The 15,109-nt window shown below is 55.5% G+C and carries 18 protein-coding genes; 14 read left to right on the top strand and 4 right to left on the bottom strand.

Features of this window, described 5'->3' with window-relative positions:
* Window positions 1-200: 200 nt before the first annotated feature.
* From mlaF to murA, 7 genes are all read left to right on the top strand, one after another.
* Entirely contained in the window at window positions 201-1,013 is an 813-nt protein-coding gene (gene mlaF / locus ACQUTI_RS18640) for a phospholipid ABC transporter ATP-binding protein MlaF (protein WP_004206196.1), read from the top strand.
* 7 nt (window positions 1,014-1,020) lie between these two features.
* On the top strand, window positions 1,021-1,803 hold the full coding sequence (gene mlaE / locus ACQUTI_RS18635; protein ID WP_004150949.1) for a lipid asymmetry maintenance ABC transporter permease subunit MlaE: 783 nt from the start codon (window positions 1,021-1,023) through the stop codon (window positions 1,801-1,803).
* 4 nt (window positions 1,804-1,807) lie between these two features.
* The gene (gene mlaD / locus ACQUTI_RS18630) at window positions 1,808-2,359 is read left to right on the top strand and encodes an outer membrane lipid asymmetry maintenance protein MlaD (RefSeq protein WP_004206195.1); all 552 of its coding nucleotides are present in this window, start codon (window positions 1,808-1,810) and stop codon (window positions 2,357-2,359) included.
* Between the two features lie 18 nt (window positions 2,360-2,377).
* Complete coding sequence (gene mlaC, locus ACQUTI_RS18625) at window positions 2,378-3,013, top strand: phospholipid-binding protein MlaC (RefSeq protein WP_004206194.1); 636 nt, start codon at window positions 2,378-2,380, stop codon at window positions 3,011-3,013.
* Entirely contained in the window at window positions 3,013-3,303 is a 291-nt protein-coding gene (mlaB, locus tag ACQUTI_RS18620) for a lipid asymmetry maintenance protein MlaB (protein WP_069603434.1), read from the top strand. The genes mlaC and mlaB overlap by 1 nt, the downstream gene beginning before the upstream one ends.
* Window positions 3,304-3,439: 136 nt before the next feature.
* The gene (ibaG, locus tag ACQUTI_RS18615; RefSeq protein ID WP_004144910.1) at window positions 3,440-3,694 is read left to right on the top strand and encodes a BolA family iron metabolism protein IbaG; all 255 of its coding nucleotides are present in this window, start codon (window positions 3,440-3,442) and stop codon (window positions 3,692-3,694) included.
* Window positions 3,695-3,747: 53 nt separating this feature from the next.
* The gene (gene murA / locus ACQUTI_RS18610; RefSeq protein ID WP_004206190.1) at window positions 3,748-5,007 is read left to right on the top strand and encodes a UDP-N-acetylglucosamine 1-carboxyvinyltransferase; all 1,260 of its coding nucleotides are present in this window, start codon (window positions 3,748-3,750) and stop codon (window positions 5,005-5,007) included.
* A 54-nt stretch (window positions 5,008-5,061) separates the two neighbouring features.
* On the opposite strand, the gene sfsB is transcribed toward murA, so the two are convergent.
* Complete coding sequence (gene sfsB, locus ACQUTI_RS18605) at window positions 5,062-5,334, bottom strand: DNA-binding transcriptional regulator SfsB (RefSeq protein ID WP_004206189.1); 273 nt, start codon at window positions 5,332-5,334, stop codon at window positions 5,062-5,064.
* Window positions 5,335-5,530: 196 nt separating this feature from the next.
* Complete coding sequence (gene ispB / locus ACQUTI_RS18600; RefSeq protein ID WP_004206188.1) at window positions 5,531-6,502, bottom strand: octaprenyl diphosphate synthase; 972 nt, start codon at window positions 6,500-6,502, stop codon at window positions 5,531-5,533.
* Between the two features lie 260 nt (window positions 6,503-6,762).
* Here ispB and rplU point away from each other — a divergent pair, with 260 nt between their 5' ends.
* The 4 genes from rplU (at window position 6,763) to cgtA (ending at window position 9,605) form a co-directional block, all read left to right on the top strand.
* Window positions 6,763-7,074, top strand: a complete 312-nt coding sequence (rplU, locus tag ACQUTI_RS18595; RefSeq protein ID WP_002918379.1) for a 50S ribosomal protein L21 — start codon at window positions 6,763-6,765, stop codon at window positions 7,072-7,074.
* A 20-nt stretch (window positions 7,075-7,094) separates the two neighbouring features.
* Complete coding sequence (rpmA, locus tag ACQUTI_RS18590; protein WP_002434222.1) at window positions 7,095-7,352, top strand: 50S ribosomal protein L27; 258 nt, start codon at window positions 7,095-7,097, stop codon at window positions 7,350-7,352.
* Between the two features lie 93 nt (window positions 7,353-7,445).
* The gene (locus ACQUTI_RS18585; protein WP_004206187.1) at window positions 7,446-8,411 is read left to right on the top strand and encodes a DMT family transporter; all 966 of its coding nucleotides are present in this window, start codon (window positions 7,446-7,448) and stop codon (window positions 8,409-8,411) included.
* Window positions 8,412-8,426: 15 nt separating this feature from the next.
* On the top strand, window positions 8,427-9,605 hold the full coding sequence (gene cgtA, locus ACQUTI_RS18580; RefSeq protein WP_004206186.1) for an Obg family GTPase CgtA: 1,179 nt from the start codon (window positions 8,427-8,429) through the stop codon (window positions 9,603-9,605).
* A gap of 52 nt (window positions 9,606-9,657) precedes the next feature.
* On the opposite strand, the gene dacB is transcribed toward cgtA, so the two are convergent.
* Window positions 9,658-11,091, bottom strand: a complete 1,434-nt coding sequence (dacB, locus tag ACQUTI_RS18575; RefSeq protein ID WP_004206185.1) for a serine-type D-Ala-D-Ala carboxypeptidase — start codon at window positions 11,089-11,091, stop codon at window positions 9,658-9,660.
* A 235-nt stretch (window positions 11,092-11,326) separates the two neighbouring features.
* Between dacB and greA the strand changes: the two genes are divergently transcribed.
* On the top strand, window positions 11,327-11,803 hold the full coding sequence (gene greA / locus ACQUTI_RS18570) for a transcription elongation factor GreA (protein ID WP_002918375.1): 477 nt from the start codon (window positions 11,327-11,329) through the stop codon (window positions 11,801-11,803).
* A 152-nt stretch (window positions 11,804-11,955) separates the two neighbouring features.
* On the opposite strand, the gene yhbY is transcribed toward greA, so the two are convergent.
* Complete coding sequence (yhbY, locus tag ACQUTI_RS18565; protein WP_002918374.1) at window positions 11,956-12,249, bottom strand: ribosome assembly RNA-binding protein YhbY; 294 nt, start codon at window positions 12,247-12,249, stop codon at window positions 11,956-11,958.
* Window positions 12,250-12,372: 123 nt separating this feature from the next.
* Here yhbY and rlmE point away from each other — a divergent pair, with 123 nt between their 5' ends.
* Together rlmE and ftsH are read left to right on the top strand one after the other, a co-directional pair.
* Window positions 12,373-13,002, top strand: coding sequence for a 23S rRNA (uridine(2552)-2'-O)-methyltransferase RlmE (gene rlmE / locus ACQUTI_RS18560; RefSeq protein WP_002918373.1), 630 nt, complete (start codon window positions 12,373-12,375; stop codon window positions 13,000-13,002).
* Between the two features lie 99 nt (window positions 13,003-13,101).
* Window positions 13,102-15,036, top strand: a complete 1,935-nt coding sequence (ftsH, locus tag ACQUTI_RS18555) for an ATP-dependent zinc metalloprotease FtsH (protein ID WP_004206183.1) — start codon at window positions 13,102-13,104, stop codon at window positions 15,034-15,036.
* Window positions 15,037-15,109: the final 73 nt, after the last annotated feature.

Genomic DNA, 15,109 nt, shown 5'->3' with positions numbered 1-15,109 from the left:
TTTCTTCAGGTATAATCGTCGCCTCGCTGGGTTATCCCTACGCAGCGTAACGAATTCTTAATTTTGACTTTATGCGTGCCAAAAGTAAAACAAATGCCAGCTTTCGCTAACCTGTGCAGGTAAGATTCTGTAAAAATGTTGTGATTGTGGCGTAAGAAAGGGCGATGCTTGCCCATCAGGTGCTTAGTAAGGATGATTTTATGAGCCAAACTCAGGCGAATTTAGTTGAAGTGCGCGGTATCCGCTTTTCTCGCGGCGATCGCGTGATCTTCGACGACATCTCGCTGTCGGTGCCGCGCGGTAAAATTACTGCGATTATGGGACCTTCGGGGATCGGCAAGACTACCCTGTTACGCCTGATCGGCGGACAGATCCCGCCGGACAGGGGAGAGATCCTGTTCGATGGCGAGAACGTGCCGCAGATGACCCGTTCGCGTCTGTACACGGTGCGTAAGCGGATGAGCATGCTGTTCCAGTCCGGGGCGCTGTTCACCGACCTCAATGTCTTTGACAACGTCGCCTACCCGCTGCGCGAACATACGCATCTGCCGCCTGCGCTGCTGCATACGACGGTGATGATGAAGCTGGAGGCGGTAGGGCTGCGCGGTGCGGCGAAGTTAATGCCCTCTGAGCTTTCCGGCGGCATGGCGCGCCGCGCCGCCCTGGCGAGGGCCATTGCCCTGGAGCCGGATCTCATTATGTTCGACGAACCGTTCGTCGGGCAGGATCCCATCACCATGGGCGTGCTGGTGAAGCTGATTTCTGAACTCAACAGCACGCTGGGTGTCACCTGCATCGTGGTTTCGCACGATGTGCCTGAGGTGCTGAGCATTGCGGACTATGCGTATATCGTGGCGGATAAAAAGATTGTCGCCCACGGCAGCGCCCAGTCGCTACGTGAGAATGCTGACCCTCGGGTTCGTCAGTTCATTGATGGTATTGCCGACGGCCCGGTGCCGTTCCGTTATCCGGCTGGCGACTATCACCATGATTTATTAGGCATAGGGAGTTGAGCGACTGATGTTGTTTAATGCGCTGGCCGCGCTAGGCCATCGCGGTATTAAAACCACCGCGACCTTTGGACGCGCCGGATTAATGCTGTTCAACGCCGTTGTCGGCAAGCCAGAGTTTCGCAAGCACGCGCCGCTGCTGGTTCGTCAGCTCTACAACGTCGGCGTTCTGTCGATGCTGATTATCATTGTATCGGGCCTGTTTATCGGTATGGTGCTCGGGCTGCAGGGGTATCTGGTCTTAACCACCTACAGCGCAGAGACCAGTCTTGGCATGCTGGTGGCGCTGTCGCTGCTGCGCGAGCTGGGGCCGGTGGTCGCCGCGCTGCTGTTTGCCGGTCGCGCCGGGTCGGCGCTGACCGCCGAGATTGGCCTGATGCGGGCCACGGAACAGCTCTCCAGTATGGAGATGATGGCGGTGGATCCGCTGCGCCGCGTCATTTCTCCCCGTTTCTGGGCCGGCGTCATTTCGCTGCCGCTGCTGACGATTATCTTCGTTGCGGTGGGGATCTGGGGTGGAGCGCTGGTGGGCGTGAGCTGGAAAGGCATTGATGGTGGTTTTTTCTGGACCGCGATGCAAAATGCCGTCGACTGGCGAATGGATCTGGTGAACTGCCTGATTAAGAGCCTGGTATTCGCCATTACGGTAACCTGGATTGCGTTATTCAATGGTTATGACGCTATCCCCACTTCCGCCGGGATTAGCCGTGCGACTACGCGCACCGTGGTGCATGCGTCGCTGGCGGTTCTGGGGCTGGATTTTGTGCTGACTGCGCTGATGTTTGGGAATTGAGTTCATGCAAACGAAAAAAAATGAAATCTGGGTAGGGGTGTTCTTACTGGTGGCGCTGCTGGCGGCGCTGTTTGTCTGCCTGAAGGCGGCGAACGTCACCTCGCTACGTACTGAGCCGACTTACCGTCTTTACGCGACCTTCGATAATATCGGCGGCCTGAAAGCACGCTCGCCGGTGCGCATCGGCGGTGTGGTTGTTGGCCGCGTGGCGGACATCACCCTCGACCCGAAAACCTATCTGCCGCGCGTGGAGCTCGATATCGATGAGCGCTACAACCATATCCCTGATACCAGTTCGCTGGCGATCCGCACCTCTGGCCTGCTGGGCGAGCAGTATCTGGCGCTGAACGTCGGTTTTGAAGACCCGGACCTCGGGACGACTATTCTTAAAGACGGCGGTACTATCCAGGACACCAAGTCCGCTATGGTGCTGGAAGATCTGATTGGTCAGTTCCTTTATAACAGTAAGGGCGGCGACAATCAGAATTCTGGCAATGATAAGGCCGAGGCAGAAGGTCATACTGACGCGACGCCGGCAGCCGGCACGACGCATTAATTTCAGGAGAAACACGATATGTTTAAACGCTTACTCATGGTCGCCATGCTGGTGATTGCCCCGCTGACCGCCGCCCAGGCGGCAGACCAGTCCAATCCGTATAAGCTGATGAATGAAGCGGCGCAGAAAACCTTCGATCGCCTGAAGAATGAACAGCCGAAGATCAAGGCCAACCCTAACTATCTGCGCGACATCGTCGACCAGGAGCTTCTGCCTTATGTGCAGGTGAAGTATGCCGGCGCGCTGGTGCTGGGCCGCTATTACAAAGAAGCTACCCCGGCGCAGCGTGAAGCTTATTTTGCCGCCTTCCGTGAATACCTGAAGCAGGCCTATGGCCAGGCGTTGGCAATGTACCATGGTCAGACCTACCAGATTGCCCCGGAACAGCCGCTGGGCAGCGCGACCATCATTCCGATCCGCGTCACTATCATCGACCCGAACGGCCGTCCGCCGGTACGTCTCGACTTCCAGTGGCGTAAAAATACCCAGACCGGCAACTGGCAGGCCTACGATATGATTGCGGAAGGGGTCAGCATGATCACCACCAAACAAAACGAGTGGAGCGACCTGCTGCGTACCAAGGGCGTTGATGGCCTGACCGCGCAGCTCAAAGCGATCTCCGCTCAGCCGATCACCCTGGAACAGAAAAAATAATGAGCGGGCAGCTGAGCTGGACTCGTGATGGCGAGACGCTGGCGCTGCACGGAGAGCTGGACCAGGATCTGCTGGTCCCGCTCTGGGAGGCACGCGCCCAGGCGACAGCCGGGACAGCGATCATCGATCTCAGTCAGACCACGCGCGTGGACACGGCGGGCCTGGCGCTGTTAGTACATTTTGTGGCGCTGATTCGCCGCCAGGGCCGGGAAGCGCGGCTGATCGGCAAGAGCGAAAATCTGCAAACGCTGGTCGGTCTTTACAACCTGCCTGTCGATATGATCCCATAATCTTTTCAGTGTCTTAGCGCTGAAGCTATTCCGAAAGCCCCGGCAATCTTTTCGCCGGGGCTTTTTGCTTGTTTAAGACCGCGCCACTTTCCTCTAAGATGTTGGGCTGTTTTCACTATCAGATAAATTTGAGCCCATGGAAAATCATGAAATTCAGACCGTGCTGATGAACGCACTCCCCCTCCAGGAAGTCCACGTCTCTGGCGATGGCAGCCACTTTCAGGTTATTGCTGTGGGTGAGATGTTCGATGGCATGAGTCGGGTTAAAAAGCAGCAGAGCGTCTACGCGCCGCTGATGGAATATATTGCTGACAACCGCATCCATGCGCTGTCGATCAAGGCCTTTACTCCGCAGGAGTGGGCGCGAGACCGCAAACTAAATGGCTTCTAAGCTGTGGGGGATCCCCTGCAGCGTATGTGAATTTTTAATAGAGAACAGAATCAATGGATAAATTCCGTGTTCAGGGGCCGACTCGCCTTCAGGGCGAAGTCACCATCTCCGGTGCAAAAAACGCCGCCCTGCCAATCCTTTTTTCCGCGCTGCTTGCCGAAGAGCCGGTAGAGATCCAGAACGTACCTAAGCTGAAAGACATCGATACCACCATGAAGCTGCTGAGTCAGCTGGGCGCGAAGGTAGAGCGCAATGGTTCGGTGTGGATTGACGCCGGCCCGGTCGATGTATTCTGTGCTCCGTACGATCTGGTGAAAACCATGCGCGCCTCTATCTGGGCGCTGGGGCCGCTGGTGGCGCGTTTCGGTCAGGGACAAGTCTCTCTGCCTGGCGGCTGCGCCATCGGCGCGCGTCCGGTCGATCTGCATATTAGCGGCCTGGAACAGCTGGGCGCCGAGATCAAACTGGAAGAAGGTTATGTAAAAGCTTCGGTCAATGGTCGTCTGAAAGGCGCGCATATCGTGATGGATAAAGTGAGCGTCGGCGCCACCGTCACTATCATGAGCGCAGCGACCCTCGCCGAGGGGACGACGATTATCGAAAACGCCGCTCGCGAGCCGGAGATCGTCGATACCGCGAACTTCCTTAACGCGCTGGGCGCAAAAATCAGCGGCCAGGGTACCGATCGCATCACCATCGAAGGCGTGCAGCGTCTGGGTGGCGGCGTTTACCGTGTGCTGCCGGACCGTATTGAAACCGGGACCTTCCTGGTGGCCGCAGCCATTTCCGGCGGCAAGATCCTCTGCCGTAACGCGCAACCAGATACCCTCGATGCCGTACTGGCGAAGCTGCGCGACGCCGGAGCGGACATCGAAACGGGCGAAGACTGGATCAGCCTTGATATGCATGGCAACCGTCCGAAAGCGGTTAACGTGCGTACCGCGCCGCATCCGGGCTTCCCGACCGATATGCAGGCCCAGTTCACGCTGCTCAACCTGGTCGCGGAAGGGACTGGCGTGATCACCGAAACGATCTTTGAAAACCGCTTTATGCACATTCCGGAACTGATCCGTATGGGTGCTCACGCGGAGATCGAGAGCAATACCGCGATCTGCCACGGCGTGAAGCAGCTTTCGGGCGCGCAGGTGATGGCGACCGATTTGCGTGCTTCGGCGAGCCTCGTGCTGGCAGGTTGTATCGCTGAGGGAACCACCATCGTCGATCGCATCTATCATATCGATCGTGGCTATGAGCGTATCGAAGATAAACTGCAGGCGCTGGGTGCCAATATTCAGCGCGTGAAAGGCGAGTAATCGCGTCCTGACAGGGCCCGGGCGTCTCTCCCGGGTCCTTGTCGCATAATCCCATCACTTGTCCATCTTCTTCTGACGCATCATCTGCGTTCTGTCGATAAACTCATGCGTTACCGGATCATGGTAGCGTGACGGCCAGATGACCCATGGCTGTGTATCCAGCGCCGTGGCGATGATTAATTCGCCTTTCGGCCAGGGGCGGGTCAGGGCGTTCGCCAGCGTTGAAGAACTCAGACCGTGCCGTCGCGATTCTGCCGCCAGCGATGTTCCCCGTTTACGTAATCCAGCAACAATATCTGCGGGATGCCAGTCGATGAACTTATCCATAAATTCTCCTGGTGATAAAGATCCTGAACGGCCCATATGGGCGACGGAGACACTATACCCGCGCACCAGGTAAGGTTCTAACAAGTTCTGTTAAAGCGTCGGAATATTCAGAATGTATCAAGATATCCGGAAATTTACGGTAGGGAATGGGTTTTTACTGGAACTTTCCCGCGCACTGCGCGGGAAGGAGAGGGGATTAATGATCGCGCTGAACCGCGATATGCGCCAGCCCGATCAAGGCTTCACGCCAGGGGGTGTCCGGGAGAATCTGCAGCGCGGCAATCGCTTTGTCAGCTTCTTCTTCAGCACGTTTCTGCGTCCACTCCAGCGAACCGCAGGCAGCCATCGTTTCCAGGACGGCATCCAGCAGATGGCGGCCGTTGCCCTGCTCGATAGCCCCGCGGATCATCGCCGATTGATCGGCGGTACCATGGTGCATGGCGTGCAGCAGCGGTAGCGTCGGTTTACCTTCGTTGAGGTCGTCACCGACGTTTTTACCGAGCCGCTCTCCGTCGGAGCTGTAATCGAGTAAATCGTCGATCAGCTGGAAAGCGGTGCCGAGATAGCGGCCATAATCCTGCAACGCGCGCTCTTCTTCCGCAGTGCAGTCGGCCAACAGTCCCGCACACTGCGAGGCTGCCTCAAACAGACGCGCCGTCTTGCTGTAGATGACGCGCATGTAGTTCTCTTCCGTGATATCCGGGTCATTGACGTTCATCAGCTGCAGCACTTCGCCTTCGGCAATGACGTTCACCGCTTCCGACATGACCTCGAGGATCTTCAGCGAGCCCAGCTGGGTCATCATCTGAAAGGCGCGGGTATAGATAAAATCGCCGACCAGCACGCTGGCGGCATTGCCAAACGCCGCATTTGCCGTGGCTTTGCCGCGACGCATATCAGACTCATCGACGACGTCGTCATGCAGCAGGGTGGCGGTATGAATAAATTCAATCAGCGCAGCAATGGTGACATGCGCGCTCCCCTGATAACCCACCGCGCGCGCGGCGAGCACAGCAATCATCGGGCGAATGCGTTTGCCGCCGCCGCTGACGATGTAATAGCCTAACTGATTGATAAGCTGAACATCGGAGTTGAGTTGCTCAAGAATCGTCGCATTGACACCCGCCATATCTTGCGCGGTTAACTCATTGATTTTTTCTAAATTCATCGCAAAAGCCGGGCCAAATGTCCTGTTACCATGAATCCAGGTGGGATCACAGAAGGATTAAGACAGAATTAAAAGAAGATATGATTGTACTGAAAAATTGCCGTAGATAAACGTTGTCGTGAAAGTTGTGTTTTTTTTCTGCATTGATCGCTAATCGCTCTTGTCAAAGGCTCGCGTTTTGCGTAATATTCGCGCCCTATTGTGAATATTTATAGCGCACTCTGAATCACACGAAGAGGTGCGCGGAAGCGGAGTTTTATATGTACGCGGTTTTCCAAAGTGGTGGTAAACAACACCGAGTAAGCGAAGGTCAGACCGTTCGCCTGGAAAAGCTGGACATCGCAACTGGCGAAGCTGTTGAGTTCGCTGAAGTGCTGATGATCGCAAACGGTGAAGAAATCAAGATCGGCGTTCCTTTCGTTGAGGGCGGCGTAATCAAAGCTGAAGTTGTTGCTCACGGTCGTGGCGAGAAAGTTAAAATCGTTAAGTTTCGTCGTCGTAAACACTATCGTAAGCAGCAGGGCCATCGTCAGTGGTTCACTGATGTGAAAATCACTGGCATCAGCGCCTAAGACCTGAGGAGTAGATTTAAATGGCACATAAAAAGGCTGGCGGCTCGACTCGTAACGGTCGCGATTCAGAAGCTAAACGTCTGGGCGTAAAACGTTTCGGCGGTGAAGCAGTTCTGGCAGGTAGCATCATCGTTCGTCAACGTGGTACCAAATTCCACGCTGGCACCAATGTTGGTTGCGGCCGTGACCACACTCTGTTCGCTTTGACTGACGGTAAAGTCAAGTTCGAAGTTAAAGGCCCGAAAAACCGTAAATTCATCAGCATCGTTGCTGAATAAGTTTTTCGCGTCCCGGTAACGGATGAAAGCCCCGCAACACGTTGCGGGGCTTTTTACATTCGTCTACCGGAAAATTTTTGCAGGGAAACAGGCATGAAGCAGCAGGCTGGGATTGGCATTATTCTGGCGCTTACCACCGCGATGTGTTGGGGAGCGTTGCCGATTGCAATGAAGCAGGTTCTTGAGGTGATGGCGCCGCCAACGGTGGTGTTTTATCGCTTCCTGATGGCCAGTATTGGCCTTGGCGCGATCCTCGCGATCAAAGGCAAACTGCCGCCGCTGCGGATTTTTCGCAAGCCGCGCTGGCTGGTCTTATTAGCGATTGCCACCGGCGGTCTGTTCGGTAACTTCATTCTGTTCAGTTCTTCCCTGCAGTATCTCAGCCCCACGGCTTCTCAGGTCATCGGCCAGCTATCGCCGGTGGGCATGATGGTGGCTAGCGTCGTGATTCTGAAAGAGCGCATGCGCGGCACCCAGGTGGTGGGCGCGTTGATGCTGCTCAGCGGGCTGGTGATGTTCTTCAACACCAGCCTGATTGAAATCTTTACCCGCCTGACGGACTACACGTGGGGGGTAATTTTCGGCGTTGCTGCCGCCACGGTGTGGGTAAGCTACGGCGTCGCGCAAAAGGTGTTATTGCGCCGTCTGGCATCGCAGCAGATACTATTTTTGCTGTACACTTTATGTACGATTGCATTACTGCCGCTCGCTGAGCCTGGGGTGATATCCCGGTTAAGCAGCTGGCAACTGGCATGCCTGATTTTTTGCGGGCTAAATACCCTGGTCGGCTACGGCGCGCTGGCGGAAGCCATGGCGCGCTGGCAGGCGGCGCAGGTCAGCGCGTTAATCACCTTGACGCCACTGTTTACGCTACTGTTTTCTGATTTATTATCAATGGCCTGGCCCGATGTTTTCGCCAGACCGATGTTAAACCTGATTGGTTATCTCGGTGCGTTTGTCGTGGTTGCGGGCGCGATGTATTCCGCCATCGGTCATCGTCTTTGGGGACGTTGGCGTAAGCGAGAGGCGGTAGTACCGCTGCCCCGCTCAGGCGAATGATTTACGGAGAGTAAAATGAAGTTTGTAGATGAAGCAACGATCCTGGTCGTAGCAGGTGACGGCGGCAATGGTTGCGTAAGCTTCCGCCGCGAAAAATATATTCCGAAAGGCGGCCCGGACGGCGGCGATGGCGGTGACGGCGGCGATGTCTGGCTGGAAGCGGACGAGAACCTGAATACCCTGATCGACTACCGTTTTGAAAAATCTTTCCGCGCCGAACGCGGGCAGAATGGCCAGAGCCGCGACTGTACCGGTAAGCGTGGTAAAGACGTGACGGTAAAAGTGCCGGTCGGGACCCGGGTTATCGACCAGGGCACCGGCGAGACCATGGGCGATATGACCAAACACGGTCAGCGTCTGATGGTGGCGAAGGGCGGCTGGCACGGTCTGGGCAACACCCGTTTTAAATCATCCGTTAACCGTACCCCGCGTCAGAAGACCATGGGTACGCCGGGTGATAAGCGCGACCTGCAGCTGGAGCTGATGCTGCTGGCGGACGTCGGAATGCTGGGGATGCCGAACGCCGGTAAATCCACCTTCATCCGTGCGGTCTCCGCCGCCAAGCCAAAAGTGGCTGACTATCCGTTTACCACCCTGGTACCAAGCCTGGGCGTGGTGCGTATGGACAACGAGAAGAGCTTTGTGGTCGCCGATATCCCGGGGCTGATTGAAGGCGCAGCGGAAGGCGCAGGCCTCGGTATCCGCTTCCTCAAGCACCTTGAGCGCTGCCGCGTATTGCTGCACTTGATCGACATCGAGCCTATCGACGGTTCCGATCCGGTTGAGAACGCGCGCATCATCATCGGCGAACTGGAGAAATACAGCGAGAAGCTGGCCTCCAAACCGCGCTGGTTAGTCTTTAACAAGATTGACCTGATGGACAAAGCGGAAGCCGAAGCTAAAGCGAAGGCGATTGCTGAAGCGCTTGGTTGGGAAGAGAAATTCTACCTGATCTCCGCCGCCAGCCAGCAGGGCGTGAAAGATCTGTGCTGGGACGTGATGACCTTCATCATCGAAAACCCCATCGTGCAGGCGGAAGAAGAGCAGAAGCCGGAGAAAGTCGAGTTTATGTGGGACGACTATCACCGTCAGCAGCTTGAAGAGGCCGAAGCCGAAGTGGAAGATGACGAAGACTGGGATGACGACTGGGACGAAGACGACGAAGAAGGCGTCGAATTCATCTACAAACGCTAATCCTGACTTCTCTGGATCAAAAAGGGCCGCATCTGATGCGGCCCTTTTGTTTTTAGTTGTTCTGGTACAGATCCTTATAAAGCCGGCTTTCAAAGCGCACCAACGGTATGCGGCGATTACGCTGATCGGCTGGCTCCACGGCGTAGCCGGAGAGGTATTGCACGAAGGCCACCTTTTGCCCGCTGGCGGTAGTGATGAAGCCCGCAAGGTTATAAACCCCCTGCAGTGACCCAGTTTTCGCCGAGACTTTGCCATCGACGCCCGCCTGATGGAGGCCGGCGCGATACTGCAGCGAGCCGTCATGGCCCGCCAGCGGCAGCATAGAGATGAAGTTGAGCTCGGTGTCGTGCTGGGCGATATACTGCAACACCTGCATCATGGTCGCCGGGGCGATCAGGTTGTGGCGCGACAGGCCAGAGCCGTCGGCGATGATGGTGTTGCCAAGATCAACACCAGCCTGTTGACGCAGGATCTGACGTACGGCATCGGATCCTGCCCGCCAGGTCCCTGGTACGCCGAACCGGGCATGACCGATGGTACGAAAAACGGTATCCGCAATCATGTTGTCGGATTTCTTCAGCATGATCCGCAGCAGATCGTGCAGCGGCGCCGACTGGGTGGTGGCTAATACCGTACCGGGCTCATTGGCCAGTGTCTGACGCAGCAGCGTGCCGCTATAGGCGATCCCCGCCTGCTTCAGCTCCGCTTTAAGGATCGCCCCGGCATAGCTGGCACCATCCTGTATCGCAAAGGCCAGCGGCAGCGGTTCGCTACGCTGCGGCAGGCAGCCGGTGAGGGTATAGCGGTTGAGGTCGCCCGGCACCACGTCCAGTTCGCAATACTGGGCTTCCGATGAGCCGCGCGCCAGGGTGCGAACCTGACTGAACATGGTGACCGGATAATAGGAGGCGACGCGAATGAAGGCGAGATCGCCCGGCTTCTGCGCGCTATACAGCGAGACCGAGAAGCAGTTGCGGTCGACAATCGCCGCCGCAGGCGGAGCGCTGAAGCATTGCGTCATGTCGTTCCACGGCCACCCCGGCGCTTTATCATGGCTGGCGAAGACCGAGGTATCGATAAGCACATTGCCGTCGATACGCTGCACGCCAGCTTTTTTTAGCGTCGCTACCATGTTGCGAATATCCTGCCGCTTCAGCGTTGGGTCGCCGCCGAAGCGGGCGATCAGATCGCCTTTCAGCACGCCGCCGTCCAGTGAGCCTTTGGTTTCCAGCGTGGTGGTGAAGCGAAAATCGGGCCCCAGTTGCAGCAGCGCCGCCAGCGCGGTGATGACCTTTTGCGTACTGGCTGGAAGTGCCATTTGCTGGCTGTGATAGTCGATTTCCGGCGTCGACGCGCCGACCTTTTGCGCCATAAAGGCAAGGTTCGCACCGGCGGGAAGCTGGGTGATGTACTCGTCAATATTCGCCGCCTGAGCGCTAAGCGCTATACCGGCAGTCAATCCGATGATAAATCTGGGAAATCGCATAATCTCGCGCTAACAACCTGAAGCCAGGCCGTCATACTACGGTGCAACGCCCAGTAAAGTAAACGATGACCCATAATGAACTTCGGGGTAAAATACCTATCAAATGAAAAATTGCTGCTGACCTGGGGAGTGTTTCCCGGGTCGGTTTCTTTTTGCTCGTGTCCTGCCCGTGTACAGGACAGGTGGCGGAGCGGGGCTATCCGTTCCCTGAAGGAATGATAAAGAGGTATAACTAATGCAAGCGATTCCGATGACCTTACGTGGCGCTGAAAAACTGCGCGAAGAACTGGATTATCTGAAGTCTGTGCGTCGTCCTGAAATCATTGCCGCTATTGCTGAGGCCCGTGAACACGGCGATCTGAAAGAGAATGCCGAGTATCACGCTGCGCGTGAACAGCAGGGCTTCTGCGAAGGGCGTATCAAGGACATCGAAGCGAAGCTGTCCAACGCGCAGGTTATCGATATCACCAAAATGCCGAACAATGGCCGGGTGATTTTTGGTTCAACCGTCAGTGTGCTGAACCTCGATACTGACGAGGAGCAGACCTACCGTATCGTGGGCGATGACGAAGCTGATTTTAAGCAGAATCTGATCTCCGTGAACTCGCCGATTGCCCGTGGTCTGATCGGTAAAGAGCAGGATGACGTCGTGACTATCCGTACACCGGGTGGGGAAGTGGAATACGAAATTACCAAGGTTGAATACCTGTAAGGCGTATTTCCCGCTACGATGTTTATAGATTGTAAAGAAAGGAAAAAGGCCGCATAGCGGCCTTTTATCAACGTCACGAGCATGGCATTTTGCTCGCCTGGCCACAGAAATCCCTCGTTTTACACAAAGTTGTGTCGGGATTGAGGATATTCTTAGCGTGGCAGCGAGATTTTACGCTCTGGCGTTGGGCGGTACAGAACCAGCGTTTTACCGATGACCTGTACGTTACAGGCGCCGGTTTCGCGCACGATGGCTTCCACGATCAAGGCTTTAGTTTCGCGATCTTCTGAGGCGATCTTCACCTTGATGAGTTCATGGTGCCCTAACGCTTGTTCGATCTCGGCCAGTACCCCTTCGGTCAAACCATTGTTGCCAAGCATAACTACCGGCTTGAGCGGATGTGCCAGACCTTTCAGGTGCTGTTTTTGTTTAGTACTCAGATTCATCGTATTTTTTTGCTTACGTTGGGATTGAAAACGGGTCATTCTACCGCCATCTCCCATATATCGCCAAACTACCGCGTCGATTTTTACGCAGTAAAGTACGATGAACCCGAACGGGAATGTTAAATGACAGGTAAAAAGCGTTCTGCCAGCTCAAGCCGCTGGCTTCAGGAACACTTTAGCGATAAATATGTTCAACAGGCACAGAAAAAGGGGTTACGTTCCCGTGCCTGGTTTAAACTTGATGAAATACAGCAAAGTGACAAAATTTTTAAGCCGGGGATGACGGTAGTCGACCTCGGTGCTGCTCCCGGTGGCTGGTCGCAGTATGCGGTCACGCAGATCGGCAACAGCGGCCGCATCATCGCTTGCGATCTTTTACCAATGGATCCAATTGTTGGTGTGGACTTCCTTCAGGGCGATTTTCGTGATGAATTAGTCCTGAAAGCGTTACTTGAGCGAGTGGGCGACAGTAAAGTACAAGTGGTCATGTCCGATATGGCGCCGAATATGTGCGGAACACCGGCGGTGGATATTCCCCGGGCTATGTATCTGGTAGAACTGGCGCTTGAAATGTCTCGTGATGTATTAGCGCCAGGTGGTAGTTTTGTAGTGAAGGTGTTCCAGGGCGAAGGCTTCGATGAGTATCTTCGAGAAATTCGCTCCCTGTTTACGAAGGTCAAAGTTCGTAAGCCGGACTCTTCCCGCGCTCGTTCGCGTGAAGTGTATATTGTAGCGACCGGGCGTAAACCATAACCGGCAGATTTCAAACGAAAGTTTGAAAGAAACTGGATATAGAGTATCCTGACGCTGTTTTTAACACAGTTGTAATAAGAGGTTAATCCCTTGAGTGACATGGCGAAAAACCTAATACTCTGGCTGGTCATTGCCGTTGTGCTGATGTCAGTATTCCAGAGCTTTGGGCCCAGCGAGTCGAATGGCCGCAAGGTGGATTATTCTACCTTCCTGCAAGAGGTCAATCAGGACCAGGTTCGCGAAGCGCGTATCAACGGACGTGAGATCAACGTTACCAAGAAAGATAGTAACCGTTACACGACTTACATTCCGGTTAACGATCCGAAGCTGCTCGATAACCTGTTGACTAAAAACGTCAAAGTGGTTGGTGAACCACCAGAAGAGCCAAGCCTGCTGGCTTCCATCTTCATCTCCTGGTTCCCTATGCTGCTGTTGATCGGCGTCTGGATCTTTTTTATGCGGCAAATGCAGGGCGGCGGCGGGAAGGGCGCGATGTCCTTCGGCAAAAGCAAAGCCCGTATGCTGACGGAAGATCAGATCAAAACCACTTTTGCTGACGTTGCCGGGTGTGACGAAGCGAAAGAGGAGGTCGGCGAACTGGTGGAATACCTGCGTGAGCCGAGCCGCTTCCAGAAGCTGGGCGGTAAGATCCCGAAAGGCGTCCTGATGGTCGGTCCTCCGGGTACCGGTAAAACGTTGCTGGCGAAAGCGATCGCTGGCGAAGCAAAAGTGCCGTTCTTTACTATTTCCGGTTCTGACTTCGTAGAAATGTTCGTCGGTGTTGGTGCATCTCGTGTGCGTGACATGTTCGAACAGGCTAAGAAAGCAGCGCCTTGCATCATCTTCATCGATGAAATCGACGCCGTCGGCCGCCAGCGTGGCGCCGGTCTTGGCGGTGGCCACGATGAACGTGAGCAGACCCTGAACCAGATGCTGGTTGAGATGGACGGCTTTGAAGGTAACGAAGGCATTATCGTTATCGCGGCGACTAACCGTCCGGACGTTCTTGACCCCGCGCTGTTGCGTCCGGGTCGTTTTGACCGCCAGGTGGTGGTTGGCCTGCCGGATGTTCGCGGTCGTGAGCAGATCCTGAAAGTGCATATGCGTCGCGTTCCGCTGGCGCCGGATATCGATGCGGCAATCATTGCTCGCGGTACCCCTGGCTTCTCCGGTGCCGACCTGGCCAACCTGGTCAACGAAGCGGCCCTGTTTGCTGCCCGCGGCAACAAACGCGTCGTCTCGATGGTTGAGTTCGAAAAAGCGAAAGACAAAATCATGATGGGTGCGGAACGCCGCTCCATGGTGATGACGGAAGCGCAGAAAGAGTCTACCGCTTACCACGAAGCGGGCCACGCGATTATCGGTCGCCTGGTGCCGGAGCACGATCCGGTACACAAAGTGACGATTATCCCGCGCGGTCGTGCGCTGGGTGTGACCTTCTTCCTGCCGGAAGGCGATGCGATCAGCGCCAGCCGTCAGAAACTGGAAAGTCAGATCTCCACCTTGTACGGCGGTCGTCTGGCGGAAGAGATTATCTACGGTCCGGAACATGTTTCTACCGGCGCGTCCAACGACATTAAAGTGGCGACGAACCTGGCGCGTAACATGGTGACCCAGTGGGGCTTCTCCGACAAACTCGGTCCGCTGCTGTATGCGGAAGAAGAGGGTGAAGTGTTCCTCGGCCGCAGCGTCGCGAAAGCGAAGCATATGTCCGATGAAACCGCGCGTATCATCGACCAGGAAGTGAAATCGCTGATTGAGCGTAACTATGGTCGTGCTCGCCAGTTGCTGAACGACAACATGGATATTCTGCACGCGATGAAAGATGCGCTCATGAAGTATGAGACCATCGATGCGCCGCAGATTGACGACCTGATGGCTCGTCGCGATGTTCGTCCGCCAGCGGGTTGGGAAGAACCAGGTTCTTCTAACAACTCTGACAACAATGGCACGCCTCGTGCGCCGCGTCCGGTTGATGAACCGCGTACGCCGAACCCGGGCAATACCATGTCAGAGCAGCTGGGCGACAAATAAGCTGCCGCTGTTGATGTCTTGTTTTAACCTTAAAACCCCGGGGCGCCCGCTCCGGGGTTTTTCTTTTTTAACC

The organism is Klebsiella sp. 7-CIP_Kleb. (assembly GCF_050378655.1).
GTDB lineage: Bacteria > Pseudomonadota > Gammaproteobacteria > Enterobacterales > Enterobacteriaceae > Klebsiella > Klebsiella quasipneumoniae.
The sequence above is the reverse complement of the archived record's forward strand: the minus strand, read 5'-3'. Positions and strand labels throughout refer to the sequence as shown.

Excerpts from the sequence above, each read along its gene's own strand:
- dacB (WP_004206185.1), bottom strand. The coding sequence starts at position 11,091 with ATGCGATTTCCCAGATTTATCATCGGATTGACTGCCGGTATAGCGCTT.
- mlaF (WP_004206196.1), top strand. The coding sequence starts at position 201 with ATGAGCCAAACTCAGGCGAATTTAGTTGAAGTGCGCGGTATCCGCTTT.
- yhbY (WP_002918374.1), bottom strand. The coding sequence starts at position 12,249 with ATGAATCTGAGTACTAAACAAAAACAGCACCTGAAAGGTCTGGCACAT.
- rlmE (WP_002918373.1), top strand. The coding sequence starts at position 12,373 with ATGACAGGTAAAAAGCGTTCTGCCAGCTCAAGCCGCTGGCTTCAGGAA.
- ftsH (WP_004206183.1), top strand. The coding sequence starts at position 13,102 with ATGGCGAAAAACCTAATACTCTGGCTGGTCATTGCCGTTGTGCTGATG.
- mlaB (WP_069603434.1), top strand. The coding sequence starts at position 3,013 with ATGAGCGGGCAGCTGAGCTGGACTCGTGATGGCGAGACGCTGGCGCTG.
- ibaG (WP_004144910.1), top strand. The coding sequence starts at position 3,440 with ATGGAAAATCATGAAATTCAGACCGTGCTGATGAACGCACTCCCCCTC.
- ACQUTI_RS18585 (WP_004206187.1), top strand. The coding sequence starts at position 7,446 with ATGAAGCAGCAGGCTGGGATTGGCATTATTCTGGCGCTTACCACCGCG.
- mlaC (WP_004206194.1), top strand. The coding sequence starts at position 2,378 with ATGTTTAAACGCTTACTCATGGTCGCCATGCTGGTGATTGCCCCGCTG.
- sfsB (WP_004206189.1), bottom strand. The coding sequence starts at position 5,334 with ATGGATAAGTTCATCGACTGGCATCCCGCAGATATTGTTGCTGGATTA.
- cgtA (WP_004206186.1), top strand. The coding sequence starts at position 8,427 with ATGAAGTTTGTAGATGAAGCAACGATCCTGGTCGTAGCAGGTGACGGC.
- ispB (WP_004206188.1), bottom strand. The coding sequence starts at position 6,502 with ATGAATTTAGAAAAAATCAATGAGTTAACCGCGCAAGATATGGCGGGT.
- mlaE (WP_004150949.1), top strand. The coding sequence starts at position 1,021 with ATGTTGTTTAATGCGCTGGCCGCGCTAGGCCATCGCGGTATTAAAACC.
- greA (WP_002918375.1), top strand. The coding sequence starts at position 11,327 with ATGCAAGCGATTCCGATGACCTTACGTGGCGCTGAAAAACTGCGCGAA.
- murA (WP_004206190.1), top strand. The coding sequence starts at position 3,748 with ATGGATAAATTCCGTGTTCAGGGGCCGACTCGCCTTCAGGGCGAAGTC.
- rplU (WP_002918379.1), top strand. The coding sequence starts at position 6,763 with ATGTACGCGGTTTTCCAAAGTGGTGGTAAACAACACCGAGTAAGCGAA.
- rpmA (WP_002434222.1), top strand. The coding sequence starts at position 7,095 with ATGGCACATAAAAAGGCTGGCGGCTCGACTCGTAACGGTCGCGATTCA.
- mlaD (WP_004206195.1), top strand. The coding sequence starts at position 1,808 with ATGCAAACGAAAAAAAATGAAATCTGGGTAGGGGTGTTCTTACTGGTG.